This is a genomic window from Enterobacteriaceae endosymbiont of Plateumaris braccata (assembly GCF_012563325.1).
In the GTDB taxonomy this organism is placed as follows: Bacteria; Pseudomonadota; Gammaproteobacteria; order Enterobacterales; family Enterobacteriaceae.
In genome coordinates this window covers 103,487-125,007 of the sequence record NZ_CP046232.1, presented here as the reverse complement: position 1 = coordinate 125,007, position 21,521 = coordinate 103,487, and the positions used below count along the sequence as shown (strand labels likewise).

The window sequence follows — 21,521 nt, the reverse complement described above, 5'->3', positions numbered from 1 at the left end:
AAAAGTAAATATATAAAAAATATAAAAATACATATTTATTAATATACTATTAAAAAATATCACTAAAAACAAATATTTCATTAGATTATATAGATTATAAAAAAATTAAAGGTATATGTGTGCAAAAATATTTTATAGAAACAAAAAAATTATTTAAGCTTGCTATTCCTGTTCTTTTTGCACAGATAGCTCAAATTTCTATAGGATTTATTAATACTATAATGATAGGAGCTTTTAGTACTACAGATATGGCATCAATATCTATCGGAACTTCAATATGGTTGCCTATAATATTATTAGGACATGGAATATTATTGTCCTTAATACCCATTATTTCTCAATTAAATGGATCTGGAAATCGTATTCATATAGCAAATCAAATAAAACAAGCATATTTATTAGTAATTATTATATCAATATTAATTATGTTTTTTTTATATAATATTGGTTATTTTCTTGTATTTATACCAAATATTAATGCATTACTAGTATTAAAATCTGATTTTTATTTAAAAATTATTTTATGGAATACACCAGGATATTTATTTTTTCAAATTTTGCGTTGTAAATGTGAAGGTTTATCATTAACAAGACCTTGCATGATTATTAGTTTTATAGGTTTATTATTATTTATTCCCTTAAATTATGGTTTAATATATGGTTATTGGATTTTACCAAAATTAGGTGGTATTGGCAGTGGTTTTTCTATAATTATAATATATTGGATAATGTTTTGTATTATAAAATTATGGATTTCTAATTCGATGTATTTTTATGATATTAAAATAATTAATAGATTAAGTAAACCAAATAAAAATATATTATATCAATTTATTAAAATCGGTTTTCCTATTGCTTTATCTATTTTTTTTGAAGTTACATTATTTACTTTAGTATCTTTATTTATATCTCCTATGGGTGTAGAAAAAATCGCTAGTCATCAAATAGCTTTAAATTTTAGTTCATTAATATTTGTTTTTCCTTTTTCTTTTAGTGTAGCTGTAACTATCAGAATAGGACATTGTTTAAGATATAGAAAAAAAGCAATTATAATTAGTTGGTGTGCACAATTTATTGGAATAATTATATCTATAATTACTTCTTTTATTAGTATATTTTTTAGAAAAAATATTTCTTCTTTATATAGTTCTAATCAAGAAATAATTTATTTATCTTCATATCTAATTTTATTATCAGGAATTTATCAAATTTCAGATTCTATTCAAGTTATAGGTTGTGGTATATTAAAAGGATACAAAGATACTATAGCTATTTTCTTTATTACTTTTTTTTCTTATTGGATTATAGGTTTCCCTATTGGTTATGTTTTATCAATTACTAATTGGATTATGTCTCATCCAATGGGGCCTGCAGGATTTTGGATCGGTTTTATTATAGGTTTAACTACATCTGCTATATTAATAATATATCGTATTATATACTTACAAAAATTTTTATATTAGTTATTTTTATGATATCATCACTAAAATTTTATGCGTTCTTAGCTCAGTAGGTTAGAGTATCATTATGACATAGTGATGGTCAGAGGTTCGAATCCTCTAGAACGCATAAATTATTTTTTTTATTAATTTTTTTATAAATAAATATTTTTAATTATAATTTTATTGATATGAATCAAAACAAAAGATTAAAAATACTTAAGATTTTTAATCAACATTATTTGAAACTTAAATCTGAATTAATTTTTAATAGTTCTTTTGAATTACTGATTTCTTTAATATTATCATCAAAAACTAATGATGAAAAAGTTAATGCAGTAACTAAAAAATTATTTATTATTGCAAATAACCCATATTGTATGGTAAATTTAGGTATTTCAAAAATAAAAGAATATATTCGTCCCTTGGGGCTATATAATAACAAATCTAAATATTTAATACAATCGAGTAATATTTTAATAAAATTATATAATGGTATTATTCCTAATAATAGAAAAGATTTGGAATCATTACCTGGAGTAGGCAGAAAAATTTCAAATATAATTTTAAATACTATTTTTAAAAAATTAGAAATTGCTGTAGATACACATGTTTATAAATTTTGTAATCGTACTAAATTTGTTATAGGTAAAAATACATATGAAATAGAAAAAAAATTGTTAAAATTTGTTCCCAATAAATATAAATTATATTGTCATAATTGGTTTATATTTCATAGTAAAAATATATGTAAAATCAAAAAACCATTATGTCATATATGTAAAATATTTTATTTATGTGAATTTTCTTTAAAAAATATTAATAAAATTTAAATAATTATATTATTATATTATTTCCAATATAATAAGCAAAAATTTTTTTTACCTCTACATAATAATGTAAAATGATTAAAAATTTTATCTTCTTCAGTAAAAAAATATAAAAGATTAGATCTTTTTTTATTATTTATATAAATTGAATTAGATTCAATCATATTTTTTGCATGACTTCTAGATTTAGCTAATTTACTTAATATTAATATTTCTTGTAAAGAATAATTTTTATTTTTTAATATTATATTATTAATTCCATTAGTTAATAGCATATGAAAATCATTTTTAGATAAATAATTTAACTTTTTATAAAAAATATAATCAGTGATTTTTTTAGCAGATTCTAATGCATTTTCACCATGAACTAAATAAGTCATATGTTCAGCTAATAAATTTTGAGCGCTAACTTTTTTTATTGAATTATCATTAGATTTTTGTAAATCTTCTATAGTACTTATTTCAATAGAAGTAAACATTTTTAAAAAATTATAAACTAAATTATCATGAATATTTAACCAAAATTGGAAAAAATCATATGGACTTGTTTTAAAAGAATCTAACCATATTGTTTTATTTTCTGTTTTACCAAATTTAGTTCCATCATTTTTAGTAATTAATTTATGAGTTAAACCAAATACTTGTTGTTTATGTATTTTTTTAATTAAATCAATCCCTGAAACTATATGTCCCCATTGATCCGATCCACCTATTTGTAAAATTACATTAAAATATTTATTTAAATAAGCAAAATCATAAGATTGTAATAAATTATATGAAAATTCAGTAAAAGAAATTCCTTGTGTATTTTTATTTATTCTTTTTTTTATAGATTCTTTATTCATCATTTGATTAACACAAAAATATTTACCTATTTTTTTTAAAAAAAATAAAACATTCATTTTACTAAACCAATCATAATTATTTACTATTAATGCACTATTAGATCCACAATTAAAATCTAAAAAAAGTTTTATTTGTAAACTAATTTTATTAATCCATTCATTTATTAAATAAATTGGTTGTTTTTTTCTTTCTTGTAATTTAAAACTAGGATCACCTATTAATCCTGTTGCTCCTCCCAATAAAATAATAGGTTTATGTCCTAATTTTTGAAAATATCTTAATACAATTAATGGTATTAAATGACCAATATGTAAGCTGTCAGCCGTAGGATCAAAACCACAATATAAATGAATTTTTTTTTCTGTTATAATATTTTTTAAATTATTTTTATCTGTAATTTGATTAATAATATTACGATTTTTTAATACTTCTATTAAATTTATTTCATTATTTTTACTTATAATCATTAAATTTATATCTCTTGGTTTATTTTATTTAAATAAATAATTTATTGATTAAACAATTTTTCTATAGTATTTACAGCTATTTTAGTATATAGATCTACTTCAATATTAACACTTTGATTAATTTTTTTACTTGCTAATACAGTTTTTATAATTGTTTCTGGAATAAGATTAATACTAAATTGATTAATATAAACTTTATCTATTGTTAAACTAATACCATCTATACATATAGATCCTTTTTGAAAAATATATTTCATTTGAGATTGATGATATGGTTTTAACCATATTGTTTTAGAATTAATATAATTTGTTACTTTAATAATTGTAGCAACATCTGTAATATGTCCAGAAACTAAATGACCACCAACAAAATCAATTAATTTTAATGATTTTTCAATATTTAAACAATCTCCTTTTTTTAATTTTTTAAATGTTGTAATATTTAATGTATTTTTAATAATATGAAAACATATTAAATTATTAATTATATTACTTATAGTTAAACAACACCCATCATTTGCAATAGAATCTCCTTTTTTTAAATCAAAAGTAAATAAATTAGGTGTTTTTATTATCATATATATAAAATTTTTTTTTTAATTAATAATTTTATTATCGCTATACATTGAATAATTCCACTAAACATAAACTTAATCCTATTAATATTTATATTATATATAAATACAATATTATTTATTAATAGTAAATTAATTTAATATTATTTAATAAATAAAAAAAAATAATAATTTTATTAAAATTTAATTTTATTTTTTTTATTTAATGAAATATTGTATAAATTTTTTTTTATTTTTTGACATGCTTTAAAAGTTATAACTTTTCTAGCATGAATAAGTATAAATTTTCCTGTTTTTGGATTACGACCTGGCCTAAAATTTTTATTATGTATTTCAAATTTACCGAAACCAGATAATTTTACTATTTCTCCTTTTAATAAAGTTTTTTTTAATTCTTTAAAAAATAAACATACTAAATATAATGCATCTTTTTTATATATTTTAAATTTTTTAACTAAATATTGAGAAATTTTTTTTTAGTTAAAGTCACAGTTTTTGTCTCTTAATGTAATTTGAAATTTTATTTTTAATTTATTTATACATAATTGTATAATATTATTAATTTCTTGATCTTTTAATGTGTGAGTATTATCTTGTATAATAAAACTTATTGTAAAACTTTTATATCCTTTAGGAATCTTTATACCTTTATATACATCAAATAAATTTATATCAATAATTTGTCTTATTGAAAAATTTTTACATTCTTGTATAATACTTATAAAAGGAATATTTTCTTTTACTATTAAAGAAATATCTCTACGATTTACTGGTAAATTTGATATTGTTTTAATTTTTGTTTCTGTATAATTTAATATTTTATTACATTCTAATTCAAATAAAATAGTATTTTCATTAATTCCTAAATATGTTTGAATATAAGGATGTATTACTCCAATATATCCAATAAAAATATTATTTAAATATATAGATGCTCCTTGATTAGGATGTAAAAAATTTATATTAGATATCGTTCTAAATTCTATTTTATCTGTTTTTCCTAAAAGGTCAAATATATATTCTATATCACCTTTTAAATCATAAAAATCTACATTTCTATTAGATAAAGACCAATGTTCTTCATGTAATTTACCATTTATTATTCCTCCAAACATTAACTTTTGAGATATTCCAAATTCTAATTTTTTATTTATTTTAAAACATAATCCACTTTCAAAAAAACGTAAAGATTTTTGTTGTCTATTCTGATTATAAATTATATTATTTATTAATCCACATAATAAAGAAGTACGCATAATAGACATTTCTGTTGAAATAGGATTACATAATTTAATAAATTTTTCTTTAGGAAAGATTAAAGATTGTATTTTAGGATTTATAAAACTATAGTTAATAACTTCATTATATCCTTTACTAATTAGAGAATTTTTTATTTTTTTTATATTATTAAATTTTAAAAGTAAATCAAAATTAATATTTTTTTCAATTAAATTTAGTTTAATATATTTATTAGGAATATTATTATATCCATATATACGTATTATTTCTTCTATTATATCAGCTTCAATTTTTATATCATATCTCCAACTAGGTATTTGAACAGTACAATCAATATCTGTTTTTAATATAAATTTAAATCCTAGTTTATTAATTATATTGAATATTTTATGTTTTTTTATAATAAACCCTAATGTTTTTTCAATTTTTTTAAAATTTAATTTAATTATTTTTAATTTTAAAAAATTATTAATATAATTATCTGTGTTTACTACTTTAATTTTACTTCTTTCACCACCATATATTTGTAATATTAGATTTATAGTTCTTAATACTATTTTTTTTTGTATTAATGGATCTAATCCTCTTTCATAAAGATTTGTAAACAAATTAAATATTTTATATTTATTAGATAAATTTTTTATTGTACTAGCATCCAAAAAAAAACATTCTAATAAAATATTTTTAGTATCTATATTAATAATAACTTTTTTGTTTTGTGCTAAAATTGGAACAGATAGTATTTTTTCTTTATCTTTAATTATTAAAGTATCTTTTAATAAGGATATTTTATTATTTTTTTCATCTATGAAATAATCGTTATTAACATTTTTATATTTTTTTATGTATATGTCATTACCTGTAATCTTATTAAGATCATAAAAATATACTGGAAATCCTAATTCTAAATTTATATAATTACTAATATTTAATAAAGGATTGTTATTTGATATTAATATTCCCGATTTTTGTAATCTTTGTTCTATTAAAAATGGAATTTTATTTCGTAAATTAATATTTTGTATAACGCAATAAAAATAACTTAAATTATATTTATTAGCATTTTTATTTATATAAACATTTATTTTATTAATTTGTTTTTTTTGAGTTGTATGATATTCATAAGGAAATGTGAATAAATAATTTTCATTTTGTATTTTAGTTGATAAATCTCTTGCTATACCCATAATACTTAAACAATCAGAACGATTATATGGTATATTAATATGTAGTATATTATCATTTAATTGTAAATATTTATAAGCATTTTGTCCTATTTTAACATTATTATTTAATATAAATATATGATTAACATTTTCATATATATTGTTTTTTAATCCTAGCATTTTTTTAGAACACAATAATCCTTCTGATTGGAATAAAAAATTAAATTTTTGATTATGTATGTTTTTTTTATATAAAGATGATTCTACAGTTGCAATAACTACTTTTATTTTATTTTTACAATTAATTGCATTTGATTTTACTTTATATAATTTATTATTTCCTATATCTATAGTTAAATCATAAATATTTTTATTATTGTTAAACTGACAAGCAATGACTTGGCCTATAAATATATTATCTATCTTTGTTTTACAAACTGCTTCAATTTTTTCTACTTCAAATCCTAACATTGTTAATTGTTCAGATAATAATTTAATATTATTATAGGGAATCCATTTTTGTAACCATAATTCACTTAATTTAATCATATTTTTATTTAAATTGTTTAAGAAAACGTATATCATTTTCAAAAAATAAACGTATATCGTTAATATTATAACGTAACATAGCTAAACGTTCTACTCCAATACCAAAAGCACAACCTGAATAATTTAATAAATTAATATTAATATTACCTAATACATTAGGATGTACCATACCTGCTCCTAAAACTTCAATCCATTTATTATTTGTACCCATAATATCTACTTCTAAAGAAGGTTCAGTAAATGGAAAATAAGATGGTCTAAATCTAATTTTTAATTTTTCATCAAAAAAATATTTTAAAAATAAAGATAATATTGCTTTTAATTCTAAAAAATTAATATTATTGTCTATTAATAATCCCTCTATCTGATGAAACATAGGAGTATGTCTGTTATCATAATCATTTCGATATACTTTACCTGAAGTTAATATTCTTATAGGAGGATTTAAAATTTTCATCATTCTAATTTGCATATTAGAAGTTTGTGTACGTAATAAATTTTTTTTATTTAACCAAAAAGTATCTTGTTCTGTTCGTGAAGGATGATTTTCTGATATATTTAATGCATCAAAATTATGATAAACATCTTCTATTTCTTGACTTTCTGTTATTTTAAATCCTAATTTTATAAAAAAATTCTCAATATCATAAATTACCATAGTTATGGGATGTTGAGATCCCATTTTAAAGTATCTACCAGGAAGTGTAATATCAATTTTTTTATTTAAAACTTGAAATTTAATATTATTAGATTCTAATTTATTTTTATGTTGTTTTATTAATGTTTTGATTTGTTTTTTTATATTATTAATAATTGTACTATTTTCAATTTTTTCTTGTTTTGTTAATTTTTTTAATAATAAAAATTGTGAAGATATATATCCTTTTTTTCCTAAATATTTTACTTTAAAAATATTTAATTCTTTAATATTATTAATTAAATTAATTTCTTTTTTTACATTTATTATTATTTGATTAAGATCAGATATCATTTTTTAGATATTCTCATTAATAATTAATTAATTTTTGTAAAATTTATTAACTTAGTAAATGATTGTTTATCAAAAATAGCTAATTCAGAAAGAATTTTTCTATTAATATTAATATTAGATTTTTTAAATCTATTCATTAAACAACTATAAGAAATATTTTCTTGACGAGCTGCAGCATTAATTCTTATAATCCATAATTGACGAAATTTTCTTTTACGTTGACGTCTATCACGATAAGAATATTGCCCTGCTTTTACAATTGCTTGAAATGCAGATCTATAAGTTCTTGATCTTGATCCAAGATATCCTTTAGCTTGTTTAATAATTTTTTTATGTCTGGTATGAGAAATTACACCTCGTTTAACTCTAGCCATATAATTTAAGATCTCCAAATTTTATTAAATTTTTTTATAAATAAGGTAAACAAGATATTAATGAATATGTATCTCCTTTAAATACTAATTTTTTTTTTCTTAAAGAACGTTTTTTTTTAGCTTTTTTTTTTGTTAAAAGATGTCTTAAATTAGCTTGTTTATGTTTAAATTTTCCAGAACTTGTTTTTTTAAAACGTTTAGCAGCACTACGTAATGTTTTAAGTTTGAACATATTTATGTAATCCAAATATTTTTTAAAAAACTAACGTATTATTTTATAAAAAAAATTTATAATTATTTTTTTTTAGGTACTAAAATCATTATCATTTGTCTTCCTTCAATTTTTTTGGGAAAATATTCAACTAAAGCTAAATGATTTAAATCATTTTTTATTCTATTTAACATAGAAAATCCAATTTGGATATGTACCATTTCTCTACCTCTAAATCTTAAAGTTATTTTTATTTTATCTCCTTTTTCTAAAAAACGAATTAAACTACGTAATTTAACCTGATAATCTCCTTGATCTGTATTTGGTCTAAATTTTATTTCTTTTAATTGAATTATTTTTTGTTTCTTTTTTTGTTCTCTTGATGTTTTATTTTTTATGTATAAAAATTTACCATAATTCATTATACGACATACAGGAGGATTTGCATTAGGACTAATTTCTACTAAATCAAATCCAATTTCTTTTGCTTTCATGATTGCAATTTTCAAATCAACAATACCAACTTGCTCACCTTTAAAACCTATTAATCTTACAATTTTAGCTTTAATATTTTCATTAATTTTATTAGGTTTAAGTTGTATCATTTTTTTTCCACTTTTAATATCCTATCTCCCCAATTGATGAATATTATAATTATTAATTTCTTTTTTTACCTTGCTGATAATATCATGAATTTTCATATTTCCCAAATCTTTACCAAAACAATCACGAATTGATACTGTATTATTTTCTATTTCTTTATCTCCACATATTAAAATATAAGGTATATGTTGTATAGTATATTGTCTAATTTTAAAAGATATTTTTTCATTTTTTAAATCTGCTTGAACTCGAATATTATTTTGTTTTATTATATTTAATAAATTTATAACATAATCAGTATGTTTATTACTTACATTAATTATGATGATTTGTAATGGAGCTAACCAAATAGGTAAATAACCAGAATATTCCTCCAGAATAATTCCAATAAATCTTTCTATAGAACCTAAAATAGCACGATGAATTATTATAGGTGTTTTACGTTCATTTTTAGAATCTATATAAAATAAATTTAAACAATTTGGTAATGTAAAATCTAATTGTATTGTACCACATTGCCATTCACGATTTAAACAATCGAAAAAAGAAAATTCTATTTTAGGTCCATAAAATGCACCTTCTCCAACCTGATAATTAAAAGTTATACCTAATTTTTTTAAAACTATAGCTAAATTTTTTTCAGATTGATCCCATACTTCATTATTTCCAATACGGTTTTTAGGTCTTGTAGATAATTTTACTAAAAAATTTTTAAAACCAAAAATTTGATAAATTTCACGCATCATATTAATACAATTTTCGATTTCTATTAAAATTTGTTCTTGTGTGCAAAATATATGAGCATCATCCTGAGTAAAACTACGTAATCTCATTAAACCATGCAAAGAACCTGATGGTTCATTTCGATGACAAATACCAAATTCTGCAATTCTTAAAGGTAAATCTTTATATGATTTCAAACCTTGTTGAAAAATTTGTATATGTCCTGGACAATTCATAGGTTTAATACAATAATTTCTATTTTCAGAAAATGTACTAAAAATCGCTTTTTTATAAATTTTCCAATGTCCTGTATTTTTCCAAATTATACTATCTGTTATTAATGGTGTTTTTACTTCTTGATAGTTATATTTTTCAAGTTTTTTACGTAAAAATTTTTCTAATTCATGAAAAATAATATAACCATTATTATGCCAAAAAACCATCCCTGGTGATTCATTTTGAAAATGATATAAATTGAGTTTTTTTCCAAATATTCTATGATCAAATTCTAGTAATTTATTTTTATTTAATAATTGTTTTTTTTTTTTTATTTTTTTATTATTAAAATTAGATGAATTATTATTTTGTTGCATTTTTTTCTTTTATATTAATTAATTGAATTTAATAAATTTTAAAATAATTAGTTACAATTAAATATATATATTTAATATATTATTATAAATATAATAAAATTATTAGTTATTAAAATTAATAATAATTATTATAGTGATATTTATTTATATAACAATAAAATAATTTTTAATTTATTAAAATTTTTATAAAAAAATTAAATTTTTTGTCCATAAGTTACTCTTTTATTACCATTATAATCTAAACAAGTTTTTATATTCTTATATTTTTTTTCTTGTAATATTTTCATAATTTGATTAGATTGATTGAATCCATGTTCTAGTATTATCCATCCAAATTTATTTAAATATTTAGTAGATTGTAAAATAATAGAATTAAAATTAGATAATCCATTATCTTCTGCAATTAAAGAATATATTGGTTCAAATTTTATACTTTTTTCAAGAAATAAATAATCTTTATATTTAATATAAGGAGGATTACTTACAATAATATCAAATTTTTGATGTTTTAAATTACTAAACCAATTACTTTGTATAAAATTAACATTATGAATAGATAATTTGTTTGCATTTTTTTTTGCAATATTAATTAGTTCTGGAACTATATCTATTCCAATAACATTTAATTTATTACATTCACTAGCTATAGCTAAAGCTATAGCTCCAGTTCCTGTACCTAAATCTAATATATTTTTTGTATTAAATTTAATTTTTGTTAATGTGTGTTCTACTAAAATTTCTGTATCTGGTCTAGGTATAAAAGTTAATGATGAAACATTAATTTTTAATGACCAAAATTCACAATATCCTAATATATAAGCAATTGGTTCACCATTTATTCTTCTTTTTAATAATTGCATTAATTTTTTTAATTGTGTTATATTTAAATAATTTTCATAAAATTCATAGATCCAAAATTTAGATTTATTAAGAACAAAAGATAATAATATTTCTGATTCTATTTTAGATAGATATATTTTATTTTTTTTTAAGATAATATTAGCATAAAATAACCATTTTTTAATTTTCATTTTTTTTTGATGTAAATAATAATAAATCAGCATGATATTTATGTAAGATATGTTCTATTAACAAATCTAATTTACCATTCATAATTTCATCTAATCTATAAATTGTTAAGTTAATGCGATGATCTGTTACTCTTTTTTGAATAAAATTATATGTTCTATTCCTATCAGAACGTTCACCAGTTCCTAACAAATTTTTTCTTATTAATGATTCATTTTTATTTCTTTTAGCTATTTCTGCGGCATTAATTCTAGCTATTAATACTGATAAAGCTTTAGATTTATTTTTATGTTGAGATCTTTCATCTTGACATTCTACAACAATTCCTGTTGGTATGTGAGTAATACGAATAGCTGAATCAGTTGTATTAACATGTTGTCCACCAGCTCCAGAAGAACGAAAAGTATCAATTTTTAAATCATTATTATTAATTTCTGGAACTTCAGATTTAGATAATTCTGGCATAACAGCTACAGTACATGTGGAAGTATGAACTCTTCCCTGAGATTCTGTTTCAGGAACTCTTTGTACTCTATGTCCACCTGATTCGAATCTTAATTTTCCATATACACCATGTCCAATTATTTTTAATATGATTTCTTTATATCCTCCATGTTCTCCATAATGAACATTAATTATTTTTACCTTCCAAGATTTAGATTCAGCATAACGAGCATACATTTTATAAATATTACCTACAAAAATAGCTGCTTCATTACCTCCTGAACCTGCTCTAATTTCTAAAAAACAATTTCTATTATTTTTATCATTACTTTTGGATAATAAAAGAATTTTAATTTCTTTTTCTATTTTTTTTTGTTTAATTTTAATATTTTTAATATCTTCTAAAACTAAAGAATATAATTCTTTATCATATAATAATTCGTTATTATTGATTAAATCTAATTGTAAATTCTTCCATTCTATAAATGGTTTAATTACTATAGATAAATTCATATATTCTATTGAAAGTTTACGTAAATTTTCTTGATTATTATATATTTTATAATTACTTAATTTTTTTTCAATATATATATAACGTTTATGTAATAAATTAAGTTGCTTAATAATAGAATTATTCATAAATTAAATTTTATGTTATAAATTTTGTTAAATAAATTTTAATAATATAATAAAAAAAATTAAAAATAATAAATTTTTATTAATAATATATATTATATTTTTTTTTATATATGGTACTTCTATATATATTTAAAATACTATATTAATAGTAATAAAAAATATTATTATAAATAATATTTATAAGGAATATTTTATGTCTGATATGAAATTATTTTCCGGAAATGCAATTCCAGAATTAGCAAAAGAAATTGCAGATCATTTATATACTAATTTAGGAAAAGCATATGTAGGTAAATTTAGTGATGGAGAAACTTCTGTTCAAATAAATGAAAATGTTAGAGGAGATGATGTTTTTATAATTCAATCTACTTGTCATCCTACAAATGACAATTTAATTGAATTAATTATCATAGCTGATGCATTACGAAGAGCTTCAGCAGGAAGAATAACAGCAGTTATACCATATTTTGGATATTCCAGACAAGATCGTAGACTAAGATCTGCCAGAGTACCTATTACAGCAAAAGTTATAGCTGATTTTCTATCTGGTGTAGGAATAGATAGAGTTTTAACGGTAGATTTACATGCAGAACAAATTCAAGGATTTTTTGATATTCCTGTAGATAATGTATTTAGTAGTTCTATTCTTATAGAAGATATGACAAAAATATTTTTAGATAAACCTATTATAGTGTCTCCAGACATTGGAGGTGTAATACGTGCTAGAGCTATAGCAACAACATTATTTAATGGTACTGATATGGCAATTATAGATAAAAGAAGATCTAAATCTAATATATCAGAAGTTATGCATATTATTGGAGATATTATAAATCGAGATTGTATTTTAATAGATGATATTATTGATACTGGTGGTACATTATGTGAAGCAGCAAAAGCGTTAAAAAAAAATGGTGCTAAAAGAGTTTTTGCATATGTAACTCATCCTATTTTTTCTGGTAATGCAGCAAATAATATTTCTAATTCTTTAATAGATGAAATTATAGTATGTGATACAATTCCTTTATCAAATAAAATAAAAAAATTAAAAAAAGTAAGAAAACTAACTTTATCAGAAATGCTTGCAGAATCTATTCGTAGAATAAATAATGAAGAATCTATTTCTGTAATGTTTAATAATTAAAATAGGAAATATTATTTGAATAATATTAAAATGATTGTTGGTTTAGGAAATATCGGAAAAAAATTTATTGGATCACGTCATAATGTAGGATCTGATTATATTTATTACCTTGCTAATTATTTTAAAATTAAATTGAATAAAATAGAAAAATTACATAGTTATATTGGTTTTGTTAATTTATCAAATAAAAAATTAATTTTATTAATTCCTGATACTTTTATGAATAATTCTGGTAAATCTATACTTCTTGCATCCAATTTTTACAAAATTATTTTAAATGAAATTTTAATAATACATGATGAATTAGATTTTTTACCAGGAAAAATAAAATTTAAATATGGAGGAGGTAGTGCGGGTCATAATGGACTAAATGATATAATAAAAAATTTTAATAATAAATTATTTTATAGATTAAGAATTGGCATTGGACATCCTAAAAATAAATTAAAAATAAATAATTTTGTATTAAATAAACCAACAGTAATTGAAAAAAAAATAATTAACTCCTCTATGAGGAATATAATTAACGCAATAAAAATCTTTATTAATACAAATTATTATAAAGCTATGAATTATCTTCATTCTAAATAAATAATAGGATTAAAAGTGAAATTAAAATGTGGTATAATTGGATTACCTAATGTTGGAAAATCAACATTATTTAATGCATTAACTAATTCAAATGTTAATGCATCTAATTATCCTTTTTGTACAATAGAACCTAATATTAGTATTGTTAATGTTCCTGATAAAAAATTAGATATATTATCTGAAATAGTGCTAACAAAAAAAATTACTCCATCTGTAATAAAATTTGTAGATATAGCAGGTTTAATTAAAGGAGCTTCTAAAGGAGAAGGATTAGGAAATAAATTTTTAAATCATATAACAGAAATGAATGCTATTATTCATGTTGTACGTTTCTTTGAAGATATAAATATATTAGATATATCACCTACTAATATACCAATTAATAATATTAATATAATTAATAATGAAATTATTCAATTTGATATTTATTTATGTATGAAACAAATAAAAATTTTATCTACAAAAAATAATTGTAAAAAAAATCATCAAAATATAAAATTATTAAATTTATGTTTAAATAAATTAAAAGAAAAAAGATTACTTAATACAATTAATTTTAATATAGAAGAATTAAAATTTATTAATAATATAAAATTATTAACTATTAAACCAATGATTATTATCGCTAATATAAGTGAAAATATATCACAAAATAAATTATATTTAAATCAATTACAATTGATATCTAAACAATATAATATTATAAATATATGTGCTAAATTAGCATTCACTAAGATTAATGAATTACAAAATTATTATTTAAATAAAATTGTAATAGCTAGTTTTAATTTATTAAATTTAAATATATTTTATACTGTTGGAATTAAAGAAACAAAATCATGGAGTATTATGAAAGGTACAACAGCTTTAGAAGCTGCAAAAAAAATTCATAGTGATATTAAAAGAGGGTTTATTAGAGCTAAGGTAATAAATTATAATGATTATATTTTTTATAAAAATGAAAATAAACTAAAGTTAGCAGGAAAAATTAGATTAGAAGGTAAAAATTATATTATTAAAAATAGAGATATAATTCATTTTCTTTTTAATGTTTAATAATATAGATTATTTATATATTTTCATATACAATTAATTATACTATTTTAATTTGAATTGATTTATTATGAATATTTATTCATAATAAGATTTACTTTCATAAATATGAGTAATATGTAATTAGTATTTATTATTACTTAAATCATATTATTTCACTGATGTTATAAGTGAAATTTGAGAATTATAATATGAAAATTATAAAACCTACATTACAACTAATTACAACTAAAACTGCTTATAGAGAAAACCCTACTATTATATATAATGAATTATGTAAAAAAAAAAAATATACTTTATTATTAGAATCAGTTGATATTAACAGTAAGAAAAATTTACAAAGTTTATTAATTATTGATAGTTCATTAAGGATTAGTTCTATTAAAAATACTGTAACTATTCAATCATTTTCTAAGAATGGAAATTTATTATTACAATTATTAGATAAATTTTTACCTAAAAATATATCTAATATAAAAAAAACAAACAATCGTTTTTTAATTTTACCAAAAATAAAAAAATTAGAAGATGAAGATACAAGATTAAAATCTTTATCTGTTTTTGACATATTAAGATATATACTTAAATTAGTTAAATTACCTAATAAAAAAGAAAATAAAGCTATGTTTTTAGGAGGATTATTTTCTTATGATTTAATATATAATTTTGAAAAATTACCACAAAGAACAAAATACCAAAATATATGTCCTGATTATTGTTTTTATTTATCTGAAATATTATTAATAATAGACCATAAAAAAAAAATATCAAATTTACAAGCTAGTATTTATATACCTAATAAACAAGAATTTCAAAGGTTAAATAAACGTATTAAAAATCTTAGTAAACAAATAGAACAAACAATAATATTACCATTAACTAATATTAACATTAGATCAAAAATTCATAAAAATATTTCTTATACATGTAATCAAAAAGATTTAGAATATTGTAATATAATTAAAAAAATGAAATTCTATATTGAATCAGGAGAAATTTTTCAAGTAGTACCTTCAAGAAAATTTTTTATACCATGTTATAATCCTTTAGTTGCTTATGATATTTTAAAAACAATAAATCCTAGTCCATATATGTTTTTTATGCAAGATAAAGAGTTTATTTTATTTGGAGCGTCTCCAGAAAGTTCATTAAAATTTAACTCTGTAAATAGACAAGTAGAATTGTATCCAATCGCCGGTACTAGATCAAGAAAATATATTAATAATATTGTGAATTTAGATTTAGATAGTCGTATTGAATTAGAAATGAGAATAGATCAAAAAGAAATGGCAGAACACTTAATGTTAGTAGATTTAGCAAGAAATGATTTAGCTAAAATATGTATTCCTGGTAGTAGATATGTAGCAGATTTGACAAAAGTTGATCGTTATTATTATGTTATGCATTTGGTCTCTAGAGTTATAGGAATTCTTAAACCTAATTTAGATGCTTTACATGCTTATCGTGCATGTATGAATATGGGTACTTTAACTGGAGCACCTAAAATACGTGCTATGCAATTAATAGCAATATTTGAAAAAGAACACAGAGGAAGTTATGGAGGCTCTATTGGTTATTTAACAGGACATGGAGATTTAGATACATGTATAATTATACGTTCTGCTTATATTCAAAATAATAAAGCAACTGTACAAGCTGGTGCAGGTATAGTATTAAATTCAGAACCACAATCTGAAGCGAATGAAAGTTTTAACAAAGCTAAAGCAGTTTTAACTGCTATAGAAAAAAGTAATTTTTATTATAAGGAGTAATAATAATTTAATGTCTAATGTATTTATTTTAGATAATATTGATTCATTTACTTATAATTTAGTCGATCAAATACGTTCTTTAAATCATAAAGTTATTGTTTATCGGAATAATCTTCCAATAAATTTTTTGTTAAGAAAATTAAGTAAAATTAAATATCCTATTTTATTATTATCTCCCGGTCCAGGATTACCTAATAAAGCTGGATTTATGCCTAATTTATTAAAAATTTTAATAGGAAAAGTACCTATTATTGGAATATGTTTAGGGCATCAAGCAATAATTGAATCTTATGGTGGATGTATCATAAGAGCAAAAGAAATTTTTCATGGTAAATCTTCAACTATTATTCATGATAATAAAGACATGTTTTATGGGATAAAAAATCCTATGAATGTGGCTCGTTATCATTCATTAATAGCAAATAAAATTCCTAATTTTTTAAAAATTAATTCGAAATGTAAAAATATTATTATGAGTTTTCGTTATAATTATCATAGAACATGTGGTTTTCAATTTCATCCTGAATCTATTCTTACTCCTGATGGAGATATTTTAATGAAAAAAACTATTCATTGGGCTTTGTCTTAAAATGAATATTATTAAAAGTGATAAAATGATTAATCTTATTTTAAATAAATTATACAATAGTAAAAATATTTCTAAAGATGAAAGTAATTATTTATTTACAGCTATTATAAATAAAAAATTAAATTCTAGTCAATTAGTAGCTATATTAATAGCTATGAAAATAAAGGGAGTAAATTATGAAGAAATTGCTGGTGCAGTAACTGCAATAATATCACACAAAATAAAATATTTTCCCAAACCAAAATATATTATATCAGATATTGTTGGTACTGGAGGAGATAATATGAATACTTTAAATATTTCTACAGGTAGTTCTTTTATTGCTGCTTCTTGTGGATTAAAAATAGTAAAACATATTAATCATTGTATATCGAGTAAATCTGGATCAGCTGATATACTATCTGCCATGGGTATTCAATTAAATCAATCTAGTATTGTTTCTCGTAAATTATTAGATGATTTTAATTTATGTTTTTTATTAGCACCTAAATATAATAATTTTTTTTTAGATTTTATGATTATAAGAAAACAATTAAAAACAAGAACTATTTTAAATATATTAGGTCCTTTATTAAATCCTGCTAAACCTCAAATTATTTTAATTGGGGTGTATAAAAAAAGTTTATTATTACCTGTTATTAATACTTTAAAATTATTGCAATATAAAAAAGCAGCTGTAGTTCATTGTAGTGGAATGGATGAAATATCATTACATGATAATACTCATGTATTTGAATTAAATAATAACATAATTTCTAATTATATATTAACTCCTAAACATTTTGGATTAAATTATATTTTAAAAAATGATTTGGTTGGTGGGTTACCTAAAGAAAATGCTAAATGTTTAATAAAATTATTAAAAGGAAAATCTAAAAATATTAGTTATAAAAATACTATAGCAGCTAATGTTGCTTTTTTATTAAAATTACATGGAAAAAAAAATTTAATTCAAAATACTCAAATGGTTCTTAATATAATTAATAATGGTCTTGGTTATAAATATATTACTAATTTAATAAATAAAGGTTTTATAAAAAAATAACTATGTATCAAAAAAATATTTTAGAAGAAATTATACAAAATAAAATTTCTTGGATTAAAAATAAAAAAAAAATGTTCCCTATAAAAAAAATTACATCATGTATAAAAAAAACACAATACGATTTTTATCATGCATTAAAAAGTAATAACAGTGTATTTATTTTGGAATGTAAAAAATATTCTCCATCTAAAGGATTAATTTGTAAAAATTATGATTTAAAATCTCTTGCTAATATTTATAAAAATTATTCATCTGTTATTTCAGTTCTTACAGATGAAAAATATTTTCAAGGAAATTTTAATGATATTAGTATTATTAGAAATATAGTATCACAGCCAATTTTATGTAAAGATTTTATTTTAGATCCATATCAAATATATTTTGCTAGATATCATAAAGCTGATGCAGTACTTTTAATATTATCTATATTAAATGATCAAGAATATATTCAATTATCTACAATAGCCAATAAATTAAATATGGGTATATTAACTGAGATTAGTAATGAAAAGGAACTTAAAAGAGCAATATATTTAAAAGCCCAAGTTATTGGTATTAATAACAGAAACTTAGAAGATTTTACAATAGATATTAATAAAACATGTGATTTAGTAAATTTAAATTTTATTCCTAAAAAAATTATATTAATTAGTGAATCAGGTATTAATAGTAATTTTCAAATAAGAAAATTAAGTAAATTTGTTCATGGATTTTTAATAGGTTCCGCAATAACATCTAAAAAAAATATTTTATTTGCAGTTAAAAATTTAATTTATGGAATAAATAAAATATGTGGTTTAAAAAAAATTGAGGATGCCAAAATAGTTAATGATTCAGGTAGTATATTTGGTGGATTGATTTTTGTAAACCATTCTATAAGAAATATTAATCTTAAAATTGCAAAAAATATTGTATTTGCTATTAAGCCTTTATTATACATAGGAATTTTTTGTAATAGCACAATTGAAACAATAGTTGAAATATCAAAAACATTATTATTATATGCTGTTCAATTACATGGTGAAGAAAATCAAAATTTTATTAACATTTTAAGAAAAAAATTACCTAATACAATTAAAATTTGGAAAGTTATTAAAATAAATAATAATATTCCTATATATAAATATAATAATGTAGATTTATATGTATATGATAATTACTTATCTGGTAAAGGAATAAAATTTAATTGGAAATTATTAAAAGGAAAAAATAATAAAAATATTTTATTAGCAGGTGGTTTAAATAAAAATAATTTTATAGAAGCAATAAAATTAAAATGTTATGGATTAGATTTTAATTCAGGAGTAGAAAGTGTTCCTGGAATTAAAGATCATTTAAAAATAAAAGAAATTTTTCAAAAATTAAGTAGATATTAAATATGTATTATTAATTTTTAATTATAAGGAAAATATTTAAATGATTACTTCGTTGCCTAGTTATTTTGGTAAATTTGGTGGAATGTTTGTACCACAAATATTAATACCTGCTTTATTAGAATTAGAACAAATATTTATTCAATCTCAAAAAGATCCTATTTTTAAAAAAACATTTAATTTGTTATTAAAAAATTACGTTGGTCGTCCAACTCCATTAACAATATGTAAAAATTTAACTAAAAACACAAATTCTATTCTTTATTTAAAAAGAGAAGATTTACTACATAGCGGAGCACATAAAATTAACCAAGCATTAGGTCAAGCATTATTAGCAAAAAAAATGAATAAAAAAGAAATTATAGCAGAAACAGGAGCAGGACAACATGGAGTGGCTGCGTCAATTGTATGTGCACTGTTAGAATTAAAATGTAAAGTTTTTATGGGAGAAAAAGATATAAAACGTCAAATATCTAATGTTTCAAGAATGAAATTATTAGGAACAGAAGTAATTTCAGTTAATCAAAATAATGGTACATTAAAAGATGCGTGTAATGAAGCAATTCGTTATTGGTCTAGTAATTATAAAAATTCTCATTATATGATAGGAACAGCTGCTGGACCTCATCCTTATCCTACTATTGTAAGTGAATTTCAAAGTATAATAGGTAAAGAAGTAAAAAATGACATTATTTCAATGGAAAATAGATTACCTGATATGTTAATAGCATGTGTAGGTGGTGGATCAAATGCTATTGGATTATTTAAAGATTTTATACAAGATAAATCTGTTCAATTAATTGGAATTGAACCAGGAGGTTTAGGAGTTCATACTAAAAAACACGGCGCTGCTTTAAAATATGGAAAAATAGGAATATATTTTGGTATGAAAACCGCAATCATGCAAACAAAAAATTATCAAATTGCTGAATCTTATTCAATTTCTGCAGGTTTAGATTTTCCTGCTGTAGGACCACAACATGCATATTTAAATAATATAGGTAGGGCTAATTATTTTTCTATTACAGATAAAGAAGCTATAGAAGCTTTTAAATTATTATGTGTGAAAGAAGGAATAATACCTGCTTTAGAATCTGCTCATGCTTTAGCATATGCTTTAAAAATTATTAAAAAAAATCCTAAAAAAAAACAAATATTAGTAGTAAATTTATCTGGAAGAGGTGATAAAGATATTACTACAGTAAATAATAATTAATTATAGGTTATATATAATAT

General features: G+C 20.3%; 21 protein-coding genes and 1 tRNA gene. 11 read left to right on the top strand and 11 right to left on the bottom strand.

Translation table 11 applies throughout. The features are described from left to right. The first annotated feature begins 119 nt into the window (after positions 1–119). The 3 genes from GJT80_RS00620 to GJT80_RS00610 all read left to right on the top strand — a co-directional run bounded on the left by GJT80_RS00620 (position 120) and on the right by GJT80_RS00610 (position 2,272). Positions 120–1,463: an MATE family efflux transporter gene (locus GJT80_RS00620; RefSeq protein ID WP_168867470.1), complete on the top strand. Its 1,344-nt coding sequence runs from the start codon at positions 120–122 to the stop codon at positions 1,461–1,463. Positions 1,464–1,495: 32 nt separating this feature from the next. Then, a tRNA-Val gene (locus GJT80_RS00615) sits at positions 1,496–1,569 on the top strand. A 61-nt stretch (positions 1,570–1,630) separates the two neighbouring features. Beyond that, positions 1,631–2,272: an endonuclease III domain-containing protein gene (locus tag GJT80_RS00610; RefSeq protein ID WP_168867469.1), complete on the top strand. Its 642-nt coding sequence runs from the start codon at positions 1,631–1,633 to the stop codon at positions 2,270–2,272. A 17-nt stretch (positions 2,273–2,289) separates the two neighbouring features. On the opposite strand, the gene tyrS is transcribed toward GJT80_RS00610, so the two are convergent. The 11 genes from tyrS to prfA form a co-directional block, all read right to left on the bottom strand. After that, positions 2,290–3,582, bottom strand: coding sequence for a tyrosine--tRNA ligase (tyrS, locus tag GJT80_RS00605; RefSeq protein WP_168867468.1), 1,293 nt, complete (start codon positions 3,580–3,582; stop codon positions 2,290–2,292). A gap of 41 nt (positions 3,583–3,623) precedes the next feature. Next, the gene (locus GJT80_RS00600; protein ID WP_343033602.1) at positions 3,624–4,166 is read right to left on the bottom strand and encodes a riboflavin synthase subunit alpha; all 543 of its coding nucleotides are present in this window, start codon (positions 4,164–4,166) and stop codon (positions 3,624–3,626) included. Positions 4,167–4,333: 167 nt separating this feature from the next. Next, positions 4,334–4,627 (bottom strand): HU family DNA-binding protein, encoded by a 294-nt coding sequence (locus GJT80_RS00595; RefSeq protein WP_168867805.1) that lies wholly within the window; start codon positions 4,625–4,627, stop codon positions 4,334–4,336. Positions 4,628–4,633: 6 nt separating this feature from the next. Continuing rightward, complete coding sequence (gene pheT, locus GJT80_RS00590) at positions 4,634–7,111, bottom strand: phenylalanine--tRNA ligase subunit beta (RefSeq protein WP_168867466.1); 2,478 nt, start codon at positions 7,109–7,111, stop codon at positions 4,634–4,636. A 4-nt stretch (positions 7,112–7,115) separates the two neighbouring features. Further along, positions 7,116–8,099: a phenylalanine--tRNA ligase subunit alpha gene (pheS, locus tag GJT80_RS00585; RefSeq protein ID WP_211080449.1), complete on the bottom strand. Its 984-nt coding sequence runs from the start codon at positions 8,097–8,099 to the stop codon at positions 7,116–7,118. 26 nt (positions 8,100–8,125) lie between these two features. Next, positions 8,126–8,476: a 50S ribosomal protein L20 gene (rplT, locus tag GJT80_RS00580; protein WP_168867464.1), complete on the bottom strand. Its 351-nt coding sequence runs from the start codon at positions 8,474–8,476 to the stop codon at positions 8,126–8,128. Between the two features lie 34 nt (positions 8,477–8,510). Next, positions 8,511–8,708: a 50S ribosomal protein L35 gene (gene rpmI / locus GJT80_RS00575; RefSeq protein ID WP_168867463.1), complete on the bottom strand. Its 198-nt coding sequence runs from the start codon at positions 8,706–8,708 to the stop codon at positions 8,511–8,513. Between the two features lie 62 nt (positions 8,709–8,770). Continuing rightward, a complete protein-coding gene (gene infC / locus GJT80_RS00570; protein ID WP_425482260.1) occupies positions 8,771–9,292 on the bottom strand; it encodes a translation initiation factor IF-3 in 522 nt (173 codons plus the stop codon). Between the two features lie 21 nt (positions 9,293–9,313). Continuing rightward, positions 9,314–10,606 (bottom strand): threonine--tRNA ligase, encoded by a 1,293-nt coding sequence (thrS, locus tag GJT80_RS00565; protein ID WP_168867462.1) that lies wholly within the window; start codon positions 10,604–10,606, stop codon positions 9,314–9,316. A 194-nt stretch (positions 10,607–10,800) separates the two neighbouring features. Further along, entirely contained in the window at positions 10,801–11,637 is an 837-nt protein-coding gene (prmC, locus tag GJT80_RS00560) for a peptide chain release factor N(5)-glutamine methyltransferase (protein WP_168867461.1), read from the bottom strand. After that, complete coding sequence (gene prfA / locus GJT80_RS00555; protein WP_168867460.1) at positions 11,627–12,718, bottom strand: peptide chain release factor 1; 1,092 nt, start codon at positions 12,716–12,718, stop codon at positions 11,627–11,629. Before prfA ends, prmC begins: the two co-directional genes overlap by 11 nt. Positions 12,719–12,911: 193 nt before the next feature. On the opposite strand from prfA, the gene GJT80_RS00550 reads away from it, so the two are divergent. From GJT80_RS00550 to trpB, 8 genes are all read left to right on the top strand, one after another. Next, positions 12,912–13,862 carry a ribose-phosphate pyrophosphokinase gene (locus GJT80_RS00550; protein ID WP_168867459.1) on the top strand — a complete coding sequence of 317 codons (951 nt, stop codon included), beginning with the start codon at positions 12,912–12,914 and terminating at the stop codon, positions 13,860–13,862. Between the two features lie 15 nt (positions 13,863–13,877). Beyond that, the gene (gene pth / locus GJT80_RS00545) at positions 13,878–14,453 is read left to right on the top strand and encodes an aminoacyl-tRNA hydrolase (RefSeq protein WP_168867458.1); all 576 of its coding nucleotides are present in this window, start codon (positions 13,878–13,880) and stop codon (positions 14,451–14,453) included. A 15-nt stretch (positions 14,454–14,468) separates the two neighbouring features. Next, positions 14,469–15,509, top strand: coding sequence for a redox-regulated ATPase YchF (gene ychF, locus GJT80_RS00540; protein ID WP_168867457.1), 1,041 nt, complete (start codon positions 14,469–14,471; stop codon positions 15,507–15,509). Between the two features lie 188 nt (positions 15,510–15,697). Beyond that, the gene (locus tag GJT80_RS00535; protein ID WP_168867456.1) at positions 15,698–17,278 is read left to right on the top strand and encodes an anthranilate synthase component 1; all 1,581 of its coding nucleotides are present in this window, start codon (positions 15,698–15,700) and stop codon (positions 17,276–17,278) included. A gap of 10 nt (positions 17,279–17,288) precedes the next feature. Further along, entirely contained in the window at positions 17,289–17,867 is a 579-nt protein-coding gene (locus GJT80_RS00530) for an aminodeoxychorismate/anthranilate synthase component II (protein ID WP_168867455.1), read from the top strand. A gap of 28 nt (positions 17,868–17,895) precedes the next feature. Further along, entirely contained in the window at positions 17,896–18,912 is a 1,017-nt protein-coding gene (gene trpD / locus GJT80_RS00525) for an anthranilate phosphoribosyltransferase (RefSeq protein WP_484488948.1), read from the top strand. A gap of 2 nt (positions 18,913–18,914) precedes the next feature. Then, positions 18,915–20,288, top strand: coding sequence for a bifunctional indole-3-glycerol-phosphate synthase TrpC/phosphoribosylanthranilate isomerase TrpF (trpCF, locus tag GJT80_RS00520; RefSeq protein ID WP_168867454.1), 1,374 nt, complete (start codon positions 18,915–18,917; stop codon positions 20,286–20,288). Positions 20,289–20,328: 40 nt separating this feature from the next. Next, positions 20,329–21,501 (top strand): tryptophan synthase subunit beta, encoded by a 1,173-nt coding sequence (gene trpB, locus GJT80_RS00515; protein WP_168867453.1) that lies wholly within the window; start codon positions 20,329–20,331, stop codon positions 21,499–21,501. The last annotated feature ends 20 nt before the right edge of the window (positions 21,502–21,521 follow it).

Coding starts and splice junctions, on each gene's coding strand:
- GJT80_RS00610 (WP_168867469.1), top strand. CDS start 1,631: ATGAATCAAAACAAAAGATTAAAAATACTTAAGATTTTTAATCAACAT.
- tyrS (WP_168867468.1), bottom strand. CDS start 3,582: ATGATTATAAGTAAAAATAATGAAATAAATTTAATAGAAGTATTAAAA.
- pheT (WP_168867466.1), bottom strand. CDS start 7,111: ATGATTAAATTAAGTGAATTATGGTTACAAAAATGGATTCCCTATAAT.
- rplT (WP_168867464.1), bottom strand. CDS start 8,476: ATGGCTAGAGTTAAACGAGGTGTAATTTCTCATACCAGACATAAAAAA.
- rpmI (WP_168867463.1), bottom strand. CDS start 8,708: ATGTTCAAACTTAAAACATTACGTAGTGCTGCTAAACGTTTTAAAAAA.
- infC (WP_425482260.1), bottom strand. CDS start 9,292: ATGATACAACTTAAACCTAATAAAATTAATGAAAATATTAAAGCTAAA.
- thrS (WP_168867462.1), bottom strand. CDS start 10,606: ATGCAACAAAATAATAATTCATCTAATTTTAATAATAAAAAAATAAAA.
- prmC (WP_168867461.1), bottom strand. CDS start 11,637: ATGAAAATTAAAAAATGGTTATTTTATGCTAATATTATCTTAAAAAAA.
- prfA (WP_168867460.1), bottom strand. CDS start 12,718: ATGAATAATTCTATTATTAAGCAACTTAATTTATTACATAAACGTTAT.
- GJT80_RS00550 (WP_168867459.1), top strand. CDS start 12,912: ATGTCTGATATGAAATTATTTTCCGGAAATGCAATTCCAGAATTAGCA.
- GJT80_RS00535 (WP_168867456.1), top strand. CDS start 15,698: ATGAAAATTATAAAACCTACATTACAACTAATTACAACTAAAACTGCT.
- GJT80_RS00530 (WP_168867455.1), top strand. CDS start 17,289: ATGTCTAATGTATTTATTTTAGATAATATTGATTCATTTACTTATAAT.
- trpCF (WP_168867454.1), top strand. CDS start 18,915: ATGTATCAAAAAAATATTTTAGAAGAAATTATACAAAATAAAATTTCT.
- trpB (WP_168867453.1), top strand. CDS start 20,329: ATGATTACTTCGTTGCCTAGTTATTTTGGTAAATTTGGTGGAATGTTT.